Here is a 21,599-nt window from a genome sequence, read left to right on the forward strand (position 1 = left end):
GACTGCGCATGAGTTGGTTGGAAAGTATTCAGTATCACGGCCGGCAACTTGGCCATCGCACTCTGGACCGGCACCTGCGGCTTGGCGTTACCGGGCTGAGCGGTGCCGGCAAAACCGCCTTTATCAGTTCACTGGTGCATCAGTTGACTATCGGCGACCAAACAGCGCATCTGCCTTTTTTTAGCGTGCTACAACAGGGGCGTTATCTCGGTGGCCGGCTGGCACAAAACCAGCCGCTGGCGATCCCCCGCTTTCCGTATGAGCAGAATTTACGCTATCTGAGCGCTGAGCCAGCGCAATGGCCACCGTCAACCACCGGCTGGAGCCAGCTTAACCTGAGCTTGCGCTACCGCCCGCAGGGCGCTATTCGGTCACGGTTGCAGCAACATAGCGAGCTGCAGCTGGAAATTATTGATTACCCGGGAGAATGGCTGCTCGATTTGCCGCTGCTACAGCAGGATTACCGGCAATGGTCAACATTTTGCTGGCAACTGTTTCAACAGCCACACCGTCAGGCCAGCAGTGTGGCGTTTAAAGCACTTTTGCAGCAGTGTGATTTACAGAGCCTGTCTGAGGTACAACTGCAAGAGCTGACAGAGAGTTACCGCAGCCTGCTGCTGCAATACAGTCAGCAGAGCGGTTGTTATCTGCAGCAACCCGGTCGGTTACTGATCCCCGGTGAACTGGCCGGCGCGCCGATGCTACAACTGTTTCCGTTATTGCCGGAGCAACTGGAAACAGATTCGCCGCTATTGCGTCGCATGACCGAGCATTATCAAAGCTACTGTGATTATGTGATCAAGCCTTTTTACCGGCAGCATTTTTCAAGGCTCGACCGTCAGGTGGTGCTGGTGGACTGTCTGGCTGCATTAAACGCCGGTTACAGTGCGGTACAGGAGTTACAGCAGGCACTCGGCTTGATAATGCAAAGCTTTCGCTATGGCCCGGCCAGCTTGCTAAGCCGGTTATTTCAGCCGCAGATCAGCAAGGTACTGTTTGCCGCCAGTAAGGCGGATCATGTGACGCCGGACCAGCATAAGGCCCTGACGTTATTGCTGCAGCAGTTGTTGCAGCAACCGATCAAACAAAGCGTCTATGCCAGTGCGGCCACTGAAGCGATGGCGATTGCAGCTGTGCGCGCCAGTCAGGCTGGCTTTGTGTTGCAGCAGGGGCAACGCCAGCCTTGTATCAGCGGCCGTGATCTGGCAACTGGCGAGCCGGTGACCCTGTATCCGGGCGAAGTGCCGGCGCAGATCCCGCCGGCCGGTTTGTATCAGCAACATCAGTTTCAATTTCCAGCCTTATTGCCGACAACGCAGGCCGCCGCCTTACCTTTACCCCATGTCCGGATGGATCATGTGCTGGAATTTTTGCTCGGAGACAAACTACGATGAAACCCTTAAAGTCGGCCCAGCATTTTAGCCAGGAGCAGATAGCTGCAGTGGAAATCCCGAAAGCCCGTCAGCAGTTAGAACCTCAGCCGCTGTTACCGCTGGATGACATGGCGCCGCCAGAGCCTTCCGCCTCCAGCCGGTTCAGTGCGTTATGGCTGGCGGCACTGTGCGCGTTGCTGGCGTTAATCTCACTGGGGCTTTGGCAGTGGACAGCCTGGCTGACACAGCAATGGCAGCAAAGCCTGCTGGCCGGTACTCTGGTTAGCCTGTTTACCGGCGCTGTGCTGACCATCCTGCTGGTGCTGTGTTACCGCGAGTGGCGCTTGTGGCGGCAGCTGCAACGTAATCAGCAGTGGCAGCAACAGGCGCAGCGCATTGCGGCGAATGTGCAATTTGGAGAGGCCTTACCGCTTTGCGATGCCATTTTGCGCGCTTTGCCGCCGGATGCGCTGACGCAAACTGCAATAGCTGACTGGCGTGCTGCGATCAAGCCTGAACACAGCGATACCGAGATCCTGACCTTATTTGAGCAGCAACTGCTGCAACCCTTGGATCGGCAGGCGCAACAGCTGATCTGGCGCGGTGCCACCGACAGCAGTCTGGCTGTCGCGATCAGCCCGTTCGCGCTGGCGGATATGTTACTGGTGCTGTGGCGCAGCAGCCGGATGTTACGCCAGCTGGCCAGGCTCTACGGCGCACCTGTTGGCCAGTTGCGTAGTCTGGTATTAATCAAGCAGGCGATAGCAACCTTACTTTGGGCCGGCAGCTCAGAATTGGCGCTCGACATGGCGGCGGATGTGTTAAGCAGTGAATTAACGGCAAAACTCTCTGCCCGGGCCGGGCAAGGCGTGGTTGCCGGTTTATTGGTGGCGCGGCTGGGCAATATCGCCATGATGCAATTACGGCCTTTACCCTTAGCGCAAAGTCAGAAAATTCAGCCCGCACAGCTGGCAAAAGCCCTGGTTGGACGTTTTAGCCCGGCTGAGCCGACTGCCAACAAAAGCTGATAGCGCCGTCTGCCAACAAAAGCTGACAGCGGGCACTGGTCAGAGTTTTTATTACTTCAGACAGCAAGCCGTCTGGCTTGCTTCCCATTTTAGCGTTTTCTGTTAATGCTGAATAAAGTTGCAGTCATTAGCAGAACACCCTTATGAAAAATAATAATAAACATGCTGAAACCCTGTGTATCCATGCCGGCAAAACCAAACAGCCGTATGGCGCGCTCAGTACACCGATTTACCAAACCTCGACCTTCGTGTTTGACAATGCCGAGCAGGGCGCAGCCCGTTTCGCCGGTGAGCAGGACGGTTATATTTATACCCGCTTAGGTAACCCGACTACCCGTGAGCTGGAGCTTAAGGTGGCAGCACTGGAAGGCATGGCAGATGCTGCAGCGACGGCGACCGGTATGGGCGCCGTGGCAGCCGCGACACTGGCGTTTTTACAGCAGGGTGATCACCTGATTGCCAGTAAAGCCATTTATGGCTGCAGTTTTGCGCTGTTTAGTCATCAGTTTGCCCGCTATGGTATTGAAGTCAGTTTTGTTGATATGACCGACCATGCGGCGGTGGTGGCGGCCATTAAGCCTAATACCAAAATGCTGTTTGCCGAAACGCCGATTAACCCGCATTTGGTGGTATTGGATCTGGCTTTCTTATGTGGTCTGTGCCGGCAACATAATATCCTGTCGGTGATTGATAATACCTTCCTGACGCCACTGTTACAGCAGCCGGCGAAATTTGGCGCTGATATTATTATCCATAGCGCGACTAAATATCTGAATGGCCATGGTGATGTAGTGGCCGGCATTATTGTCTCGGATGAAGAAAAAATCCGCACCATCAAATTGACCACGCTAAAAGATATGGGCGCCACTATCAGCCCACACGATGCCTGGCTGATTATCCGTGGTTTAAAAACGTTATCGGTACGGTTAGAGCGGCATTGCAGTAATGCGCAAAAGGTCGCCGAATATCTGGCGGCGCACCCGGCGGTAGCTGTGGTGCATTATCCGGGCCTGCCTGGTCATCCGGGCTATCGCTTCCTTGGTACGCAGATGCAGGCCGCAGGTGGCGTGCTGGCGTTTGAGCTCAACGCTAGTCTGGAGCAAAGCCGGGAGATGATTAACCGTTGCCGTTTGCTTAGTCTGGCAGTCAGTCTGGGCGATGCCGAGTCGTTAATTCAGCATCCGGCCTCGATGACCCATAGTCCCTATACTGCAGAAGAGCGGGCCGCCGCCGGGATCAGCGATGGCTTGATCCGGATCTCTGTCGGTCTGGAGCATGTTGACGATATTTTGGCCGATTTGGAGCAGGCACTGGCGCCGTTAACGCAACAAAGCACAAAAGTTAAGCCAAAGCTTGCGTTAAATCCAAAACAGGAACCGGAAAGCTGCTATAACTAACATGAGTGTCAAGTTATTGCAGGGAAATATCGATGAGCAATTTGCTGAATGCGGTAAATCAGCGTACCAATCTGGCCGGGCAGAATCGTTTCGAGTTGTTACTGTTCCGGCTCAATGGCCCGCAGCCTTTCGGAATTAATGTCTTTAAAGTACGAGAGGTCATTCAGTGCCCACAGTTGACTGAAATGCCTGGCTCGCATCCCTGTGTTAAAGGTATTGCGCATTTGCGGGGTGAACCGGTGATGGTGCTGGACTTAGCCGAAGCGACCACCGGCAAGGGCATAGGTAAAACCGAAAATGCCTTTGTGATTGTTACCGAGTACAACCGCAGTGTGCAGGGGTTTCTGGTATCCAGTGTCGATAAGATCGTGAACATGACCTGGGAGCAAATTAAACCGCCACCACAAGGTGCTGGTAAATCACATTATCTGACTGCGGTTACTGAGATAGAAAATAAACTGGTGCAAATTATTGATGTTGAAAAAGTTTATGCTGAAATTATGCCCGTTGATGAAGAGGTTAGTGATGATACCAAGGCCAAATCGCAGGGTTTAGCCTTGGATAAAATCCTGGTACTGGTAGCGGACGACTCCGCTGTAGCGCGTAATCAGATCAAAAGAGCGCTGGACAGTATTCAGGTTAAATCCGAGTTGGTTAAGGATGGTCAGGAAGCACTTGATTGGTTACGTAACAAAGCCAAAGAGTGGGGCGATGACGTCATCCGGCGCGTACCGCTGTTGATTTCAGACATAGAAATGCCACGGATGGATGGTTATACCCTGGCGGCAGAAATTAAAGCTGAGCCGGCACTGCGCCCGATCCATATTATTTTGCACTCTTCGTTAAGCGGTGTGTTCAACGAGGCGATGGTGAAAAAAGTCGGCGCCGATCAATTTATTGCCAAGTTTCACCCGGATGAATTATTGACTGCCGTCAATCATTGGTTAACAGCAAGTCAGCACGCTTAGTCCTGCGGGGCTGCATTGCCCCCGTCATCACCGTGAAAAGCGATTAGGGTGTAATGCTTTTGTTACACTTTAGCCGTGGCTTTTTCCGGGACCAAAGATTAACACCGTCGTCACTATCGTCTAGTATCCGCTGCATCGGCTCCCTTTTATAAAAATCAAAATACTGAGCCAGCAGCCCTGTGCTGTTAACGATCAAGACAACAGGTAGTGTATGACTAAGACCAGTAAATATGTGTCGCGCCAATCGGATGCCAACGGCATTATCCATTGGAGTGACGAAGAAAATCAGATTTGGCACGAGTTGATCACCCGGCAGCTGGGTGTGATCGAAGGTAAAGCCTGTGATGAATATATGGCGGGGCTGCAACGCCTGAATTTACCCACTGATCGCATTCCGCAATTGGAGGAAGTCAGTAAGGTATTGCGTGCAACCACTGGCTGGGAATGCGCTGAGGTGCCGGCATTGATTAGCTTTGATCGCTTTTTTGAGTTGCTGGCCAATAAGCAATTTCCGGTAGCGACCTTTATCCGGAGCCGCGAAGAATTCGACTATCTGCAAGAGCCGGATATATTCCATGAAATTTTTGGCCACTGCGCGATGTTAACCAACCCGGCCTTTGCAGAGTTTACCCATATTTATGGTCAGCTGGGTTTAGCGGCGAATAAGCAGGATCGGGTGTATCTGGCCAGACTGTACTGGTTTACCATTGAGTTCGGTTTGCTGCAAACGCCGGACGGGCTTCGCATTTACGGTGGCGGTATTCTGTCATCGCCGGGTGAAACCCGTTATGCGCTGCAATCCGAGCTGCCAGAGCGTAAGCCGTTTGATGCCTTGGATGTACTGCGTACACCGTACCGAATCGATATTATGCAGCCGATTTATTTTATGATTAACCGCATCGATGATCTGTTTGATATCGCCCATCTGGATCTGATGGCGCTGGTTGAACAGGCGCGCGCTCTGGGTTTACATGCCCCGAAATTCCCACCTAAAGAAAAGCAAGCAAGCTAGGAAACCAAGCATGACCGAATTAACTGCAATGAAATGTGAAGCCTGCCGTGCTGATGCACCAAAAGTATCAGAGGCCGAGTTGCCGGAATTAATGCGCCAGATCCCGGATTGGACGCCTGTGGTCCGTGACGGTATCTTACAGCTGGAACGCGAGTACAAATTTAAAAACTTCAAACAAGCCTGGGCCTTTCATAACAAAGTGGCCGAAATGGCGGAAGCAGAAGGCCATCATCCGGCGCTGCTGCTGGAGTGGGGCAAGCTGACCGTAACCTGGTGGTCGCACTCGATCAAAGGCCTGCACAAGAATGATTTTATTTGTGCGGCTAAGACGGATGCGCTGCTGGCAGCCTAAGCCTACTGTCTTATTGTAACAGGACGCCCGGTGCGTCCTTTTTTGTTCATAATTCTTTACAAAAAAACTGGTCTGTCTGCTTTAATTTACCGTATGATGCAGCATCGGTCAGGCCAGAGGTGTAAGGCGGCTATGCGTTTAGAAATACAGTGTCAAAATCGATTAGGGCTGGCGCAAGATGTCCTCAATGTGCTGGTTAGCTATCAGTTGGATCTGCGCGGTATCGAAGTCGATCCGTCGTTAAACAAGATCTATGTGTCTTTCCCAACCGTGAATTTTGAGCAGTTTCAGGAATTGATGGCCAGGATGCGCCGCATCCAGGGTGTGGAGGATGTGAAAACTACCGCCTTTATGCCGTCTGAGCGTGAACATAACGAAGTGATGACGCTGCTGCGCACCTTGCCCGATGGTTTGATTGCCATTGACCTGAAAGCCAATGTTACTGTTATCAATGAGGCAGCATTAGAAGCCTTGTCGGTGAGCTACGACGCTATCATCGGTCAGTCATTACAAGGTATGGTGAAAGGCTTTAATTTCCAGCGTTGGCTGGAGGGCGAGGATGTACTGGCGCAAACCCGACGTTTAGAAATTCATGGCAAACGCTTTATCGCCGATATTTTGCCGGTATTGGTGCCGGATGAAACCGGCCAGGACATTTTAGCCGGAGCGGTAATTAACCTGAAATCGGAAAGCCGGCTCGGTCAGCATATGATTGCCTTTAAAAAAGGCGATGCTGAGAGTTTTAACAGTATACAGGCCAGCAGCAATACCATGCGCAAGGTGGTACGGGAAGCGCGGCGCATGGCGCAGCTGGATGCCCCCATTTTAATCGTCGGCGAAACCGGTACCGGTAAAGAATTGTTAGCGCGGGCCTGTCATGCTGCTGGTGGCCGCAATGGCAAACCCTTTTTAACGGTACCCTGTGCCTCGATGCCGGATAATGTGGCCGAGTCTGAGCTGTTTGGTTATGGACCTAATGCCTTCCCCGGCACCGCTGAGGGCAAGAAAGGGATCTTTGAACAAGCCAATGGCGGCACGGTGTTTCTCGATGAAGTCGGTGAGATGTCACCGCAACTGCAAACCAAATTACTGCGCTTTTTGCAGGATGGCAGTTTCCGCCGGGTGGCAGAAGAAAAAGAAGTGCGGGTTGATGTGCGGGTGATCTGTACTACCCAGAAAGATTTGCCGGCGATGGTGCAGGAAGGCAAATTCCGTGAAGATCTGTTTTATCGTCTGAATGTGCTGACACTAAGCATACCGCCGCTACGTGAGCGCAAACAGGATGTCCTGCCGCTGGCGGAGTTCTTTATTGCCCGCTACGCGGCACGACTCGGGCGCAAAGCCCCGAAACTGACCGATAATTGCAGCCAGTTTTTGCAGCAGTATCCGTGGCCGGGAAATGTACGGCAGCTGGAAAACGCGCTGTATCGGGCCGTTACCCTGCTGGATGGTAATGAGCTGGAAAAGCAACATCTGCAGCTGCCAAGCTATACCAATGACTTTGGCTATCTGGAGCAGGATTTTGATGGCACCCTGGATGAAGCGGTAAAACGTTTTGAGGCCAATCTGCTACGTAAGCTGTTTCCGGCTTACCCCAGCTCACGGCAGCTGGCGAAAAAGCTCGGTTTAAGCCATACCGCTGTGGCGAATAAATTGCGGGACTATGGTATTAATCGCAAGACTGTAAAAATTTAATTACGCTTTGTTTTGGCTTTTGTACGCCATTTTGGCCGTCGCTGCACAACGACGGCCTTTCCATTCATGTTGCTGCCGCTAAATTAGCCACTGTATCACTAATTTTACACTTGCCAGGCCAGCACCTGATATCGCAACAATAATGCCGCCTCTTCCTTTTTTTTGGCGCTACCGCATGATAGCGCTCAAGCGCATGGCGCCAATGATAAAGATAGGAGTAGACACATGACCGATATGATTAATCCACTGGGTACCGATGGTTTTGAATTTGTGGAATATACCGCAGCCGATGCCGAGGGTATTCAGAAGCTGAAAGACTTATTCAGTTCACTCGGTTTTACTGAAGTGGCGAAACATCGCTCGAAAGAAGCCTGGTTGTATAAGCAGGGCGATATCAATTTTATTATCAATGCCGAACCGAATTCACAGGCGGAAGAATTCGCCCGTAAACACGGCCCGTCAGTCTGTGCAATGGCATTTCGGGTAAAAGATGCGGCGGCGGCACTGAAACATGCTTTAGCTAACGGTGCCAAAGAATATAAAAATCAGATTGGCCCGATGGAGCTGAATATTCCGGCCGTGTATGGCATCGGCAGTAGCCTGCTGTACTTTGTTGATCGCTATGGTGCCAGCTCAGTTTATGATATTGACTTCAAATATTATGATAACTGGCAGGTCGAGATGGCCAAACATGGCGTGGGTCTGGAGGTGCTGGACCACTTAACGCATAACGTGATGCGCGGCAATATGAACCTGTGGGCCGGTTTCTATGAGAAGATCGGTAACTTCCGTGAAATCCGCTACTTTGATATTGAAGGCAAGCTGACCGGCCTGGTATCTCGGGCGATGACTGCACCTTGTGGCAAGATCCGCATTCCAATTAACGAATCCTCTGATGATAAGTCACAGATTGAAGAATTTATCCGCGAATACAAAGGTGAGGGTATTCAGCATATCGCCCTGACTACCGATGATATCTATCAGACGGTACGTACCTTACGTGAGCGCGGCATGGACTTTATGCCAACGCCGGATACCTACTATGCCAAGGTCAATGAGCGGGTTGAAGGCCATACTGAAGATCTGGAACAGTTAAAAGAACTGCGTATTTTGATTGACGGCGCACCGATGAAAGACGGTATTTTGTTGCAGATCTTTACCAAGACGGTCATTGGCCCGGTGTTTTTCGAGATTATTCAGCGTAAAGGCAACGAAGGCTTTGGCGAAGGTAACTTTAAAGCCTTGTTCGAGTCGATCGAAGAAGATCAGATCCAGCGCGGAGTGCTAAGCAATGCGTAAATGGGCGTCCTTTCCATTAAAAGAAGGTGATGTATCACGTCAGGCGCATGCCGATTTACCCGAGCAAGCGATTTACGAGCGCGAAACCGGCCGTAGTGGCTTTTTCGGCCCGGCTACACACTTCCATCACCGCCATGCACCAACCGGTTGGAGTGACTGGCAGGGCCCATTACGGCCTCGCTTGTTTGATTTTAACAACCTGGAAGTGAGTACCGACTCACCCTGGGCAGTCCCTTTGCTGCTACATAATGCGCATTGTAAATTCCGCACCTGGCGCTTGAGCGATAAGATGACCCGGCTGGTGCGTAATGCTGATGGCGATGAATTATTGTTTATCCATGAGGGCAGTGCCGAGCTGTATTGCGATTATGGTCATCTGACCCTGCGCGATGGCGACTATGTAGTCATTCCACGCTCCACCATGTGGCGGTTAGAGCCGCTAGAGCCGTTGTATGTGGTGCTGATTGAGGCCACTAACGACAGCTATCAGTTGCCGGAAAAAGGCCTGGTTGGCAATCATGCGATCTTTGATCCGGCGATGCTGGATACCCCGAAAATCGATGCTGCCTTCAAAGCTCAGTACAGTGAAGAGAGCTGGCAGGTTGAGGTAAAACGCCATGGCCAGGTGTCAGTGATTACTTACCCCTATAATCCACTGGATGCCATTGGCTGGCATGGTGATTTAGCCGTGATGCGGATTAACTGGCGAGATATCCGGCCCTTAATGAGCCACCGCTATCATTTACCGCCATCAGCTCATACGACTTTTGTCGCGCAGCGCTTTGTGGTCTGTACCTTTGTACCCCGGCCAATTGAAAGCGACCCGGGCGCCTTAAAGGTGCCGTTTTATCACAATAATGATGATTACGATGAAGTGCTGTTCTATCATGCCGGCGATTTCTTCAGTCGCGATAATATCGAAAAAGGCATGGTCACCTTCCATCCGGCCGGTTTCACCCATGGTCCGCATCCGAAAGCCTTTCAGGCGGGTTTAGAGTACCGGAAAAAGTTTACCGATGAAGTTGCAGTGATGCTGGATACCCGGGATGCGCTGGAAGTCGGTGAGGCGGCCTTGGCTACCGAAAACCCGGAATATGTGAATAGCTGGAAAGTTAAAGCCTGAGCGCTCAGTTAAGGAATTGAGATGAAGTTCGCAACGTTAAAAAATCAGACCCGTGATGGGCAGTTAGTGGTAGTAAGCCGAGATCTGAGCCGCTGTATTGCTATTCCGCATATCGCCGCCACCATGCAGCAATTATTAGATCATTGGTCCAGCCTGGCGCCGAAGGCGGCTGAAATTTATCAGGCATTAAATGCCGGCACAGTACCGGGTGAGCAACGTTTTGTGCAGGCCGACTGTGAGTCGCCACTGCCACGTGCTTATCAGTGGGCAGACGGCAGTGCCTATGTTAACCACGTCGAGCTGGTGCGTAAGGCGCGTAACGCCGAGATGCCGGAAACCTTCTGGACGGATCCGCTGATGTATCAGGGCGGCTCGGATGATTTTATCGGCCCGCGCGATCCTATTGCTGCCGTCAGTGAGCAGCACGGGATCGACTTTGAAGGTGAAGTGGCCGTGGTGACGGATGATGTCCCTATGGGCATCAGTGCCGAACAGGCATTAAGCCGGATCCGGTTACTGATGCTGGTCAACGACGTATCGCTGCGCGGTTTGATCCCAAATGAACTGGCCAAGGGCTTTGGTTTTTTCCAATCCAAGCCGGCATCCAGCTTTAGCCCGGTGGCCGTGACGCCGGATGAATTGGGTAAATACTGGCAGGGGGGGCGCTTGCATCTACCACTGCTGTCGCATTACAACGGCATTGCTTTTGGTAAACCTAATGCTGGCCTTGATATGACCTTCCACTTTGGCGAGTTGGTAGCGCATGCGGCGAAAACCCGCAATCTGGGCGCCGGTGCTATTATTGGTTCGGGTACGGTATCGAATAAGCAAGGTACTGCCTATGGTACTTCTATTGAAGAAGGTGGCGTCGGTTATAGCTGTATCGCCGAAATCCGGATGATTGAAACCATTCGGGATGGCAAACCCAGTACCAACTTTATGCGCTTTGGCGATAGTATCCGCTTGGAAATGCTGGATGAGCAAGGCCAGAGTATTTTTGGCGCCATTGACCAGCAAGTGGTGGAGTATCAGGGGCAATGAAACTCTACAGCTACTGGCGATCTTCTGCCGCTTATCGGGTGCGGATCGCCCTGAATCTGAAGCAGCTGAGCTTTGAAACCATTCCGGTGCATCTGCTCAAAGACGGTGGTCAGCAGCATAGCAGCGCCTATCAGGCGCTAAATCCGGCTGAGCTGGTACCAACCCTGGTCGATGAGCAAGGTAGCCTGAGTCAGTCACTGGCGATTATCGAGTATCTGGATGAAACCTATCCCGAGCCGCGCCTGTTGCCGCAAGAGCCGTTTGCCCGTGCTAAAGTGCGGGCACTGGCGCTGGATATTGCTTGCGATCTGCATCCGTTAAATAATCTACGGGTGCTGCAGTATCTGACCGGGGAGCTGGCGTTGGATGAAGCGCAAAAGCTGCGCTGGATCCAACATTGGCTGACACTGGGCTTTAATGCGCTGGAGCAAAAGCTACAGCAAACGGCAGGTCAGTATTGCTATGGTGATGACGTTAGTCTGGCGGATCTGTGCCTGGTACCTCAGGTTTATAACGCGCTGCGTTTTAACCTGGATCTGAGCCGCTATCCGCTGATCAGCCGTATTTATCAGCATTGTCTGCAACTTGCTGCCTTTGCGTTGGCGGCTCCCGAACAACAGCCTGACGCACAACTTTAAAAGCTGGCGCCCGGTATGGGCGCCAGCTTTTATCTATCACATTGCAGACCTATTCTGAAAGCTACTGCAAACATATTGCCGCCGATTGTGTCCCGCACCGGGATCCGCTAAGCTGTGGTGTGGCTGTCATCTGCGCTGTGTGGCAAAATTCAGCCCGGTATGCCACAACCTGGTTACCGCAGTCAGTCTATTGCAGTTGTCATTTCTGAACAGGCAAGGAGTTACTAGTCACGGATGTCAATTATGGATCACTTTAGCTGGTGGCGTCAGGCGCCCTTTGCCAGTGCGCTGTTTCAGGATCTGCCCGCCAGTACCACGCAGAATCATTGTATCGCTGCCAATGCAGTATTTAAAATTGTTACCGGGCTGGATGAGCAGCAACTGGCGCAGGCGCCGGCTGAAAACTTCAATGTCCGGGCAGTATTTTATTCGGCAAACACCCATCTTTATTATCAGGTAAACAGCTTTGCGCCTGAGCCGGGCTATCAGTTAGTCACCTTACACCAGTTGCCGGAGTTACCGGTCAGCCGTCAGGCTAGCATTCAACCTGACGCGGCTCGCCTTAGTGCCACCTTATTGGAAATTACCGAGCGTTTTATCGGTTTGCAGCCTGCTGCTGTGCCGGCAATGCTGCAACTGACGTTACAGCAGTTAGGCGAAGTGGTGCGGGCTGACCGGGCCTATTTGTTTGATTACGATTTTATCCGGCAAAGCTGCTCCAACACCTTTGAATGGTGTGCACCTGGTATTGCGCCCGAAATTCAGACATTACAACAAGTACCGCTGGCGGCCATTCCTCAGTGGCTAAATACCCACCGACATGGCCGGGAGATGTATCTGCCAGATGTACCCTCTTTGCCCGATGACGATGCACTAAAGCAGCTATTGCAACCGCAGGGGATAAAAAGTTTATTGACGATACCTATTGCTGATGAGCAGCAGTTATATGGTTTTGTCGGTTTTGATTCTGTTCGTCAGTATCACTACTATACTGAACAGGAGAGGTTGTTGTTAGGGATGTTTGCCCGCATTTTGGTTAAGCTGAAACACCAGGCCGCTGCTTTAGGGGAGGAGTGACGATGCTAAGATTTCCACAACGTTGGTTAAACCGGCTGTTATGTTACGTTGGCTTGTTTGGGGTGCTGTTTCAGCTCACTGCCGCCTTGCATGCCTGGTGGCATCAGATCCCGTTACCCCATTTCTGGTTGTTGCTAGTGGCGCCGTTGTTATGCCTGGTGTCCGGACTCTGGTCGCCATTACAGCCACAGCAAGAGCCGCAGTCGTAATAATTCAGCGTCGGGGTTTAAACATACCCTGGACGGTCACATCCTTTACTCCGTTCTGGTCGAAAATAAAGTTAATTTGTCCCGGGCCACGGCTGAAATAAAATATCTCACCATCCAGCTTTAACACATAGCGACCACGTGCGGTGCGGGCCAGTGGATCCCGGCTAACTTCAAGCCGGCGCTCAGCAATCTCCAGGGTAAAGGCACGTAATGGCTGCTGACTGAAATCAGTGACAAAAAGATCCTCATCATTTTGCAAAATAATATAGAGCGAATATTTTTGCGGTGGCGCCGGCAGCCGGGTTTGTTGCTCGCCGATACTAAACAGGTAACTGCCCTCTTCCCGAAACAGCGTTAACGGGAAGGTTTTTTGTATTTTCTGACCATCAGCCTGTTCAAGTTTGAGTTTGCCTTCAATCACAAAGTCTGCTGCTGCGCTAAAGCTCAGTAATATCGCCATTAACGCCAACAGAACTCTGATCATGGGGCTTGACCTCAACAATTAGACAGCACCAGCGTCGACTAACAAGGTGAGTTGTTGGCCAGGCTGTAGAAAGTTTTCTGTATTAATATTATTCCACTTTACAATATCTGCCACTGATACGCTGAATCTTTGCGCGATTTTCGATAACGAGTCGCCAGGCCTGACCCGATAATTGAGCGTGCGGGTTGTCGCCAGCACCAGAGGTTGCTGCTTGCTGTAAATGGTGAGCTGCTGACCTTCACGAAGGGGCGCGCCAGCGGCAAGCTTATTCCACTCCCGGATCTGGGCTACGGTCACGTCATATTTTCGGCTCAGATCCCACAGCGTATCACCGCGTTGGATCTGATGCTTAACTGCCGTTGCCGGGGTCTGACCGCTGGTATTTGCCAATTGTGTCTGTTGCTCAGTATCAATGTTGTTGCCTCTTGGAAGCAACAGATTCTGGCCAATTCGGATATTGTTGTTTGTCAGATTATTCAGTTTCTGTATCGCTGCGACACTGATGCCATAACGTTTGGCGATCGCACCGAGGGTATCGCCGCTTTTAACCTGATACGGCTGCCACTGCATCATTTTTTCTACCGGCGTTTGGGCTAGCTGGGCAGAGAAATGTTCGGCTTTTTCTACCGGTAATACCAGTTGGTGTGGTCCTTCCGGTGCGGTTGCCCACTGGCTGTAGCCGGGATTTAACGCCTGTAAATCGGCAATACTAATGCCAGCCAGCTCCGCGGCGACGACCAGATCCAATTGCCGGCCGGCATCGACTATTGCAATCTTGGGTTCGTTAGCAATAAATTTCCAGACAATTTCAAACTCTTCCGGTCGCTTTAGAATGTCAACCAGTGCCAGTAATTTTGGGATATAGGCGGTAGTTTCAGCGGGTAAGTCAAGCGACCAGAAGTCTGTCGGTAAGCGCCGCTTTTTGTTAGCCTGGATCGCCCGCATAATACGACCTTCACCGGCGTTATATGCGGCAATAGCGTTGAGCCAGTCATGCTCCAGGGTGTTATACAGATACTCTAAATAATCTAACGCCGCCCGGGTAGATTGCACCACATCTTTACGGCCATCGTACCAACTATTTTGCGCTAAACCAAAACGCTTAGCGGTGGCCGGCATAAACTGCCACATACCGGCAGCACGTGATGGCGATTGGGCGTAAGGGTCAAAGGCACTCTCAACGATAGGCAATAACGCCAGTTCGAGTGGCATTTGCCGTTTTTCCAGCTCTTCGACGATAAAAAACAAAAAGGGTTGCGCCCGACCGGCAATCCGATCCAGATAACCCTGGTTATCGGCATAAAAATTACGTTGCTCAATAATAGGGCGCGTTTGCGGAACTTTAAAAGATAACTGCGCCTGGATCCGTTGCCAGAGGTCTTCCAGCTCGGATGCCTCCAACAATTGCTCCTCACTGAGGCCGGCACTCCACAAGCGTTCAGCAATCAATTCGGCAGATGCAGTATCTTTATGAAAATCAGTGGTTTTGGGTTTTACTGCAGGCTGAACCGCAGTAACAGCCGTGTTATCAGAGTTAGACCCTGTCGTGCTGACACAGCCAGTAAGCAGTGCCAGCAATACAACGGCAGAGATTCTTACAGTCATAACATGGTTCCAAATGTAAAAAGACGATATTACCTGTCTGACCAGACATTGCAAGTCAGGATTTAAACTGATCTTTGGCTTGTCTTAAGTAAGTAAACAAAGCCAAAGCCGAGTTTTGATTAAATTTCCGTTGTAGCCTACTGTTTTCGCAGCGTAAAAACGGATTAACTTTTCTCTCAGTCGCCAATAGCGCTGGCAGGGTAGGCTCAGATAACTGACGTTTTTGCTGGCAATGCTTTAGGTGCAGCTGCAAATCAGAGTTATCTGGCTCTATGCTCAGGGCAAAGGCTATATTGGCAAGGGTATATTCGTGAGTACAGCAGATTAGCGTATCGTCCGGCAGTGCCGCCAGGGATTGCAAAGACTGATACAGCTGCTCTGCGGTCCCCTCAAATAAGCGGCCACAACCAACGCTAAACAGCGTATCACCACAAAACAGAACGGGCGCTGAATAAAAACCAATATGACCTGCGGTATGGCCGGGAAGGTCGAACACCTGGCACTGCCAGTTTAGCTCAGGTACACTTAACAGGTCTCCGCCGGACACTAGCTGTTCAAGTCCTTGAATTCTGGATTCTTCTGCAGCGGGGCCGATAATCCGACAAGCTGGGTAGTGTTGTTTTAATTGCCGGATACCGCCGGTATGATCGGCATGATGATGAGTAATGAGGATCGCCGCAGGTATTTTTTGCTGTTGCTGCAGAAACGGGATCACGGCTTCAGCATCACCCGGATCGACAACCAGGCAGTAGGGGTTGTGTTGCTCGGTCAGAACCCAGATATAATTATCATTAAAGGCAGGTAGCGGGATCAGTTCTGGCATTTGAAGGCTCCATGCATCGCAAAGAAGGCTGCACCTTAACATGAAACCGGCATTACGTGAAAATCAGCTGCAAGCGCCGAAACACTGGCAAAGTTTCCGGCAGGGACCGGCCTTGGCCGCAGCATTAGAACAGCAATTGGCACCCTGGTGGCAGCAAATCTTTGGCTATTATTTGTTAAAAGTTGGGGATCTCAGCTGCCAACTGAGCACGCCGGAATGCCGGGTGCGTTATCAGTTACGGCTGGGCTCTGCCAGTATTACCCCTGATGTTGTGGCAGAGCCGGATGCGTTGCCGATCGCTTGTAGTAGTGTCGATGCGGTATTGCTCAGCCACTGCCTGGAGTTTCAGAATGATCCGCATCATGTGATCCGTGAAGCACACCGGGTGCTGGTTGCGGACGGCTATTTGTTGCTCAGTGGCTTTAACCCACATAGCTGGTTAGGGTTATGGCGCTGTTTACCGGCGTATCAGCAGCAATTGCCCTGGCAAGGACACTTTTTTAGTGCAGCCCGGATCAAAGATTGGCTACACCTGATCGGTTTTGAAGTCATGGCTGAACAGCGATTTTTTTGCAGCGCCATGCTGGCACAAGAGTTTCGGCAGAGTAGCTGGCAGAAGTTTAATGAACGCTTTCTAAACCTGTTTGCGTCCAGTTACTTATTAGTGGCGCGCAAACGAGAATTACCGCTGACTCCGATCCGTCCGAAGTGGCGGGTACAAAGTAGTTTTAGCCCGGCGCAGCAGGGCATCCGCGCCAGAGAAAAACTCTAGCCAACGCCTAAAGCTACGCCCGCAATAGCGGGCGTGCTCTGGAGATGAGAGGGTTCTGATTTATTCCGTCAGTTGTGTCAACTGATATCCCTGATCAGCGAGTAACTTCAATAAGCCGTCTTTGCCTGCCAGGTGCAAAGCGCCAACCAGTACCATTACGTTGTTTTCTTCCAACGCCGTCAGCGTTTTCATCCAGGCGTGGTTGCGATCAGTTAGTAGTATGGCTTCCAATTCAGGATATTGCTGCATATCTTTTAAGAATAGCGTTTCGAGCTGGCCAACATCGCCCTTTACCCAGGCCGTTTTCATCTCACCTAACATCCCCTCCAGCTTATCCAGATCGTTTAAGGTCGAGCTGATCACCAGATTCGCATCGAGTTGATTCATGGCGTTTAACACGGCAAGGTGCTCATCAAGGGTTTCCAGACCGGCCAGCGTCTTATTTTGTTGCTGTCCCAACTGCCAGTAATGCATATCAACGCCGGTACCGGCGGCTCCCAGCCGTTGCAATTCCAGTACTGACATGGTCATTGACGCAAAGGCAGGTTTAAATTGCTCTAACGAGGTCAGTGGCCATTGCCGCTTTTCGGCTTCGGCTTTTAATTTGGCATAGACTTCCGCTGATAAGACTTGTTGCAGACTTTGCCCCGGGGCAAAGGTATTCTGCGACATTAGTTGCATCATGCCTTGCGGCTGGGTCATGGCGCCAAGATCGGTCTCAAACAGCAGCTTAGAGCTGGCATTAAAAGCGGTATCGTAGGCTTTGGGCAGCGGAAAATCACTTTCACTAAGTAGATGTACTGTACCTGCCAGATAAAAGGTTTTCTCACCCTTGCTGACTTGCCAAACCGACGCGGCAAATAGTGACTGGCTGAGGAATAGACCTATCAGCAGGCTAAACTGGATTAAAAACCGCATACTCTTGCTCCTTCTGTTAGCGGTACCTTTGAACTGATGTTTACCACATCAGATCATCAGGGATTTGGTAAGCAGCATAGGGATCGTCCTCTGCTGCTACCGCGTGGTCCTGGCGGTTGTTCAATAGCACTACACTCTCGGGTTGACGCTGTTGAATTTTTTCAGCGATTTGTGCCGGGACTAATGCATAGTGTTCACCCAGCCGGGCAATGGCTAGTAAACCACGGGTTAATTCACTATGCAACTTATCATTAACGTAAAGCCGTTTCACCAGCTTGCCATCGGTAAAGTTAAACACCACTTCACCACTCATCTTAATCTGATTGGTTTCGATCAGCTGTTTCACCTGGGCGGCGATGGCTTTTTTCTGCAGTTCAGCCTGCTTTTGCCGGTTTAGCTCCTGATCCCGGGCGACCTGTTCCTGCCGACGTTGCTCGGCCAGAATACTGGCTTCATTAACCACTTTTTGATTTTTCGGCGCCTGCACCCGTTGTTGATGCTGCTGTTTTTTTACGGTTTTTAGTTTCTTGGCATCGGCCAGGCCAGCTTTTAACAGTTGTTCTTTCAGAGCATTACTCATCGTTAATTCATCACAGTAGTGCGTAAGGTGACGCTATACTAGCGCGATGGGCGGTGGCAGACAATTAGGGTATACTGGACACCAGATTTTTGGAGACAGATATTTTGCAATTTCAGGATATGGGGCTGGACCCGCGTTTGCTGCGGTCTGTTCAACATTTAGGCTTTGCCCGACCTACCGAGATCCAACAGGAAGCCATACCCGCAGTGATGGTGGGGCGCGATCTGCTGGTATCGTCAAAAACCGGCTCGGGTAAAACGCTGGCTTATTTGCTGCCGATGATGCAACGGTTGTTAAAAAGCCGGGCCTTGTCGAAACAGGATGCGCGGGCGCTGATTTTAACGCCGACCCGCGAGCTGGCAAAACAAGTCTATGCCCAGTTACGCCTGTTTGTAGCCAATACCCCGGTGACTGCCGTGCTGCTGGTGGGGGGCGAGAATTTTAATGATCAGGAAAAACTGCTGAAACGCCAGCCTGATATTATTGTGGCCACGCCCGGCCGCTTTGTTGATCACCTCGAGCATAAGTCGGTATTTTTACAGGGCCTTGAAATGCTGATTCTGGATGAAGCGGATCGGATGCTGGATCTGGGTTTCTTACCGCAACTGACCATCATTAATAAAGCCGCCGATCATCGCTTACGGCAGACCTTGTTGTTTTCTGCCACGCTGGAGCATACCGACTTAGATGCGTTATCACTGGCGCTGTTAAAAAATCCGTTTCGGGTTAGTGTAAATAGCGGGCACGAGCTACACAGTGATATCAGCCAGCGCTTCTATTTTGCTGATCATTTAACGCACAAAGAAGCGCTGCTAGCGAAGTTGTTACAGCAGGAAAGCCTGAAGCAATTGATTATCTTTACCGCAACCCGCGACGATGCCGGCCGGCTGGCCGAGTTTTGTCAGCAAGCCGCTTTGCCCGCTATCGGGCTAAGTGCGCGTTTAAATCAGGCACAGCGTAATAAAGTGATGCAGGATTTCGCCAGCGGCAAGTATCAGGTGTTGGTAACGACTGATTTGGCCTCCCGTGGTCTGGACCTGTTGCAAGTATCACATGTCATCAATTTTGACCTGCCGAAACATCCGGAAGAATATGTACACCGCATCGGCCGTACCGGCCGTGCCGGTGCCAAGGGTACCGCAATCTCGCTGGTGGGTCCAAAGGATTGGCAGGCACTGCAAAAAATCGAAGCCTTCTTACGACGGCCGGCAGAATTCAGTACCCTGGAGGGGCTTACAGCGCGCTTTAATGGTCAGCCGGTAGTGAAAGTGGCGCCGAAGAAAGCCGCACAAACTAAGCTGACTAAGCCAGGTGCTGGCAAGGCAACACGGGTAGTGGCAAAACCTGAAACCAGCCCAACTGCAACAGCCAAACGTTTCTTTCAGGGCGGCGACGATGGCAGTGCACCGGTGCGGCGGAAAAAAATTCAGCCAGAGTGATTATTTTTTCAACATCTGCTGCTACACTCAAAAAGTGACATAGCAAAACTTGCCATGTCGCCGGTACGGCCTGTGCAGCAACGAAAGTTCTGTTCGCTCCGGTATTTATGTTGACCACAACATCAGCGCCACTGATAATGCGGTTGAATATCTATCAGCTCGATTACCTGGCCGGTAATATTTAAGACGCCGGAGCTCCGGCAAACTTTTGTTTAAGTAAGAGAATGTTATGTCACAGTTAATTTCTGGTACAGTGAAGTGGTTCAACGAGGAAAAAGGTTTTGGTTTTATCGCCCGTGACGGCGGCAAAGACGTGTTTGTACACTTCCGCGCCATCAACGGCACTGGTCGTAAAACGCTGGTTGAAGGCCAGAAAGTAACTTTCGAAGTTACTGAAGGTCAAAAAGGCCCACAGGCTGAAAACGTCACTGTTACCGGTTAATTAGTCTCGTTTTTGTAAAAGAGCCGGCCTAGCGCCGGCTTTTTATTGCAGCCGACTTTATTGCCGGTTTAGTTGGCACTGCTGCTATGCTTTAAACCTGCTGGCTTAACCAGGCAGACAGACTGCACTATTATTAAATTCATTAGGATGCGTTAGCGCCACCTCAAATGGCAGGCTTAACTGCTCTTCGCACTGTGTTTTAAAGCCCAATTGCAATCCCAACAGGCGAATACCCTGATCCGCGCGTCTTTGCCAGGCCTGTGTTAACAGCTCGTTTAGTAATACCGGATCCAGATGCTGGCTTTGCGTCTCGACTGTGGTCAGCCGAAAATCACTAAACTTTAATTTCACGCCGATTTTGGCCAGTAAATGCGCCTTGCCGCTTTGCTCGAGCCGGCGTTGTAAATCCGGCAATAACTGTTGCAGCATCTGCTGGGCGTCGGTCAGCTGGTGTAAATCGCTGGCCAGGGTCCGCTCCACCGCAACCGATTTACGCTCCCGGCTCGGTTGCACCTCGCGCAGATCGATACCCTGACAGCGTTCTAACAAACTGGCGGTTTGACTGCCGAACTCCTTGAGTAGGGCGCTTAGTAACGGCAGCGGCACTTCACCACCCGGCGGTACAATATCGCGGCAAAATTGTAGTCCCAGCCTGGCCAGCTTCTCCGCTGCCTTCGGGCCGACGCCGGGAATTTTGCGCAGCGGTAGAGCGGCGACAAAGTCGGCTACCTTAGCCGGCGTTAACACAAAGAGCCCATCCGGCTTATTTTCATCACTGGCAATTTTCGCCAGAAATTTATTTGGTGCCACCCCGGCGGAGACGGTCAGACCGGTTTCCGCTAATACGCTACGGCGGATATCTTCAGCAATCAACGTGGCGCTGCCGGCAAAATGTGGGCTAGCACTGACATCAAGATAGGCTTCATCAAGAGATAGGGGTTCGACTAACGGTGTGTAGCGCAAAAAGATCTGGCGGATCTGCTTACTGACCGCCTGATATTTATCCATATTGCCGCGGACAAAAGTCAGCTGCGGGCAACGCTTTAATGCCTCATGACTCGACATCGCGGAGCGCACACCAAAGGCCCGCGCCGGATAATTACAGGTGGCGACAACACCCCGTTTACCGTCACTGCCGATGGCGAGCGGAATATCACGCAGCCGCGGATTATCGCGCATCTCCACGGCGGCGAAGAAGCAGTCCATATCCAGATGAATAATTTTCCGCGTCGAAGTCATCGCTAATCAAGGCGCTGTATGAATAACCAGTAATGTAGCTGATGGCTGCGGCTTTGGCAACTTTGCTGCACATTTTTAGCCTGGT

At 51.3% G+C, this 21,599-nt stretch carries 22 protein-coding genes; 16 read left to right on the top strand and 6 right to left on the bottom strand.

Going from position 1 to position 21,599, the window contains the following annotated elements; genetic code table 11:
• Positions 1-8: 8 nt before the first annotated feature.
• The 13 genes from AEST_RS05140 (at position 9) to AEST_RS05200 (ending at position 13,212) form a co-directional block, all read left to right on the top strand.
• Positions 9-1,394, top strand: coding sequence for a YcjX family GTP-binding protein (locus AEST_RS05140; RefSeq protein WP_008607531.1), 1,386 nt, complete (start codon positions 9-11; stop codon positions 1,392-1,394).
• A complete protein-coding gene (locus AEST_RS05145) occupies positions 1,391-2,401 on the top strand; it encodes a YcjF family protein (protein WP_008607532.1) in 1,011 nt (336 codons plus the stop codon). The genes AEST_RS05140 and AEST_RS05145 overlap by 4 nt, the downstream gene beginning before the upstream one ends.
• A 143-nt stretch (positions 2,402-2,544) precedes the next feature.
• Complete coding sequence (locus tag AEST_RS05150) at positions 2,545-3,798, top strand: trans-sulfuration enzyme family protein (protein WP_008607536.1); 1,254 nt, start codon at positions 2,545-2,547, stop codon at positions 3,796-3,798.
• Positions 3,799-3,830: 32 nt separating this feature from the next.
• Positions 3,831-4,766 (top strand): chemotaxis protein, encoded by a 936-nt coding sequence (locus AEST_RS05155; RefSeq protein WP_008607537.1) that lies wholly within the window; start codon positions 3,831-3,833, stop codon positions 4,764-4,766.
• A 211-nt stretch (positions 4,767-4,977) separates the two neighbouring features.
• Positions 4,978-5,778 (top strand): phenylalanine 4-monooxygenase, encoded by an 801-nt coding sequence (phhA, locus tag AEST_RS05160; RefSeq protein WP_008607538.1) that lies wholly within the window; start codon positions 4,978-4,980, stop codon positions 5,776-5,778.
• Between the two features lie 10 nt (positions 5,779-5,788).
• Entirely contained in the window at positions 5,789-6,130 is a 342-nt protein-coding gene (locus AEST_RS05165; RefSeq protein ID WP_008607539.1) for a 4a-hydroxytetrahydrobiopterin dehydratase, read from the top strand.
• 132 nt (positions 6,131-6,262) lie between these two features.
• Positions 6,263-7,825, top strand: a complete 1,563-nt coding sequence (gene tyrR, locus AEST_RS05170) for a transcriptional regulator TyrR (protein ID WP_008607540.1) — start codon at positions 6,263-6,265, stop codon at positions 7,823-7,825.
• Positions 7,826-8,050: 225 nt separating this feature from the next.
• A complete protein-coding gene (gene hppD, locus AEST_RS05175) occupies positions 8,051-9,124 on the top strand; it encodes a 4-hydroxyphenylpyruvate dioxygenase (RefSeq protein WP_008607541.1) in 1,074 nt (357 codons plus the stop codon).
• Entirely contained in the window at positions 9,117-10,247 is a 1,131-nt protein-coding gene (locus tag AEST_RS05180; RefSeq protein WP_008607542.1) for a homogentisate 1,2-dioxygenase, read from the top strand. Before hppD ends, AEST_RS05180 begins: the two co-directional genes overlap by 8 nt.
• A gap of 21 nt (positions 10,248-10,268) precedes the next feature.
• The gene (locus AEST_RS05185) at positions 10,269-11,288 is read left to right on the top strand and encodes a fumarylacetoacetate hydrolase family protein (protein ID WP_008607543.1); all 1,020 of its coding nucleotides are present in this window, start codon (positions 10,269-10,271) and stop codon (positions 11,286-11,288) included.
• Complete coding sequence (gene maiA / locus AEST_RS05190; RefSeq protein ID WP_008607544.1) at positions 11,285-11,926, top strand: maleylacetoacetate isomerase; 642 nt, start codon at positions 11,285-11,287, stop codon at positions 11,924-11,926. The genes AEST_RS05185 and maiA overlap by 4 nt, the downstream gene beginning before the upstream one ends.
• A 234-nt stretch (positions 11,927-12,160) precedes the next feature.
• Entirely contained in the window at positions 12,161-13,003 is an 843-nt protein-coding gene (locus AEST_RS05195; RefSeq protein ID WP_039925143.1) for a GAF domain-containing protein, read from the top strand.
• 2 nt (positions 13,004-13,005) lie between these two features.
• Complete coding sequence (locus tag AEST_RS05200) at positions 13,006-13,212, top strand: hypothetical protein (RefSeq protein ID WP_008607549.1); 207 nt, start codon at positions 13,006-13,008, stop codon at positions 13,210-13,212.
• Between the two features lie 4 nt (positions 13,213-13,216).
• Here AEST_RS05200 and AEST_RS05205 read toward each other — a convergent pair whose 3' ends face one another.
• From AEST_RS05205 to gloB, 3 genes are read right to left on the bottom strand one after another with little or no spacing between them, the layout of a single operon-like run.
• A complete protein-coding gene (locus AEST_RS05205; protein WP_008607550.1) occupies positions 13,217-13,696 on the bottom strand; it encodes an NHL repeat-containing protein in 480 nt (159 codons plus the stop codon).
• 18 nt (positions 13,697-13,714) lie between these two features.
• Positions 13,715-15,301, bottom strand: a complete 1,587-nt coding sequence (locus AEST_RS05210) for a lytic transglycosylase (protein ID WP_008607551.1) — start codon at positions 15,299-15,301, stop codon at positions 13,715-13,717.
• A gap of 55 nt (positions 15,302-15,356) precedes the next feature.
• The gene (gene gloB / locus AEST_RS05215; RefSeq protein WP_008607553.1) at positions 15,357-16,124 is read right to left on the bottom strand and encodes a hydroxyacylglutathione hydrolase; all 768 of its coding nucleotides are present in this window, start codon (positions 16,122-16,124) and stop codon (positions 15,357-15,359) included.
• 40 nt (positions 16,125-16,164) lie between these two features.
• On the opposite strand from gloB, the gene AEST_RS05220 reads away from it, so the two are divergent.
• Complete coding sequence (locus AEST_RS05220; protein ID WP_008607554.1) at positions 16,165-16,896, top strand: class I SAM-dependent methyltransferase; 732 nt, start codon at positions 16,165-16,167, stop codon at positions 16,894-16,896.
• A gap of 60 nt (positions 16,897-16,956) precedes the next feature.
• On the opposite strand, the gene AEST_RS05225 is transcribed toward AEST_RS05220, so the two are convergent.
• Together AEST_RS05225 and AEST_RS05230 are read right to left on the bottom strand one after the other, a co-directional pair.
• On the bottom strand, positions 16,957-17,814 hold the full coding sequence (locus tag AEST_RS05225; protein WP_008607555.1) for a TraB/GumN family protein: 858 nt from the start codon (positions 17,812-17,814) through the stop codon (positions 16,957-16,959).
• A gap of 40 nt (positions 17,815-17,854) precedes the next feature.
• The gene (locus AEST_RS05230; RefSeq protein ID WP_008607556.1) at positions 17,855-18,394 is read right to left on the bottom strand and encodes a DUF2058 domain-containing protein; all 540 of its coding nucleotides are present in this window, start codon (positions 18,392-18,394) and stop codon (positions 17,855-17,857) included.
• Between the two features lie 104 nt (positions 18,395-18,498).
• Between AEST_RS05230 and AEST_RS05235 the strand changes: the two genes are divergently transcribed.
• Together AEST_RS05235 and AEST_RS05240 are read left to right on the top strand one after the other, a co-directional pair.
• Positions 18,499-19,833, top strand: a complete 1,335-nt coding sequence (locus AEST_RS05235) for a DEAD/DEAH box helicase (RefSeq protein ID WP_008607557.1) — start codon at positions 18,499-18,501, stop codon at positions 19,831-19,833.
• Between the two features lie 229 nt (positions 19,834-20,062).
• Positions 20,063-20,275 (top strand): cold-shock protein, encoded by a 213-nt coding sequence (locus AEST_RS05240; protein ID WP_008607558.1) that lies wholly within the window; start codon positions 20,063-20,065, stop codon positions 20,273-20,275.
• A 105-nt stretch (positions 20,276-20,380) separates the two neighbouring features.
• On the opposite strand, the gene dinB is transcribed toward AEST_RS05240, so the two are convergent.
• Positions 20,381-21,514: a DNA polymerase IV gene (gene dinB / locus AEST_RS05245; protein WP_008607559.1), complete on the bottom strand. Its 1,134-nt coding sequence runs from the start codon at positions 21,512-21,514 to the stop codon at positions 20,381-20,383.
• Between the last annotated feature and the right edge of the window lie 85 nt (positions 21,515-21,599).

The sequence above is a fragment of the Alishewanella aestuarii B11 genome (assembly GCF_000280055.1).
GTDB lineage: Bacteria > Pseudomonadota > Gammaproteobacteria > Enterobacterales > Alteromonadaceae > Alishewanella > Alishewanella aestuarii.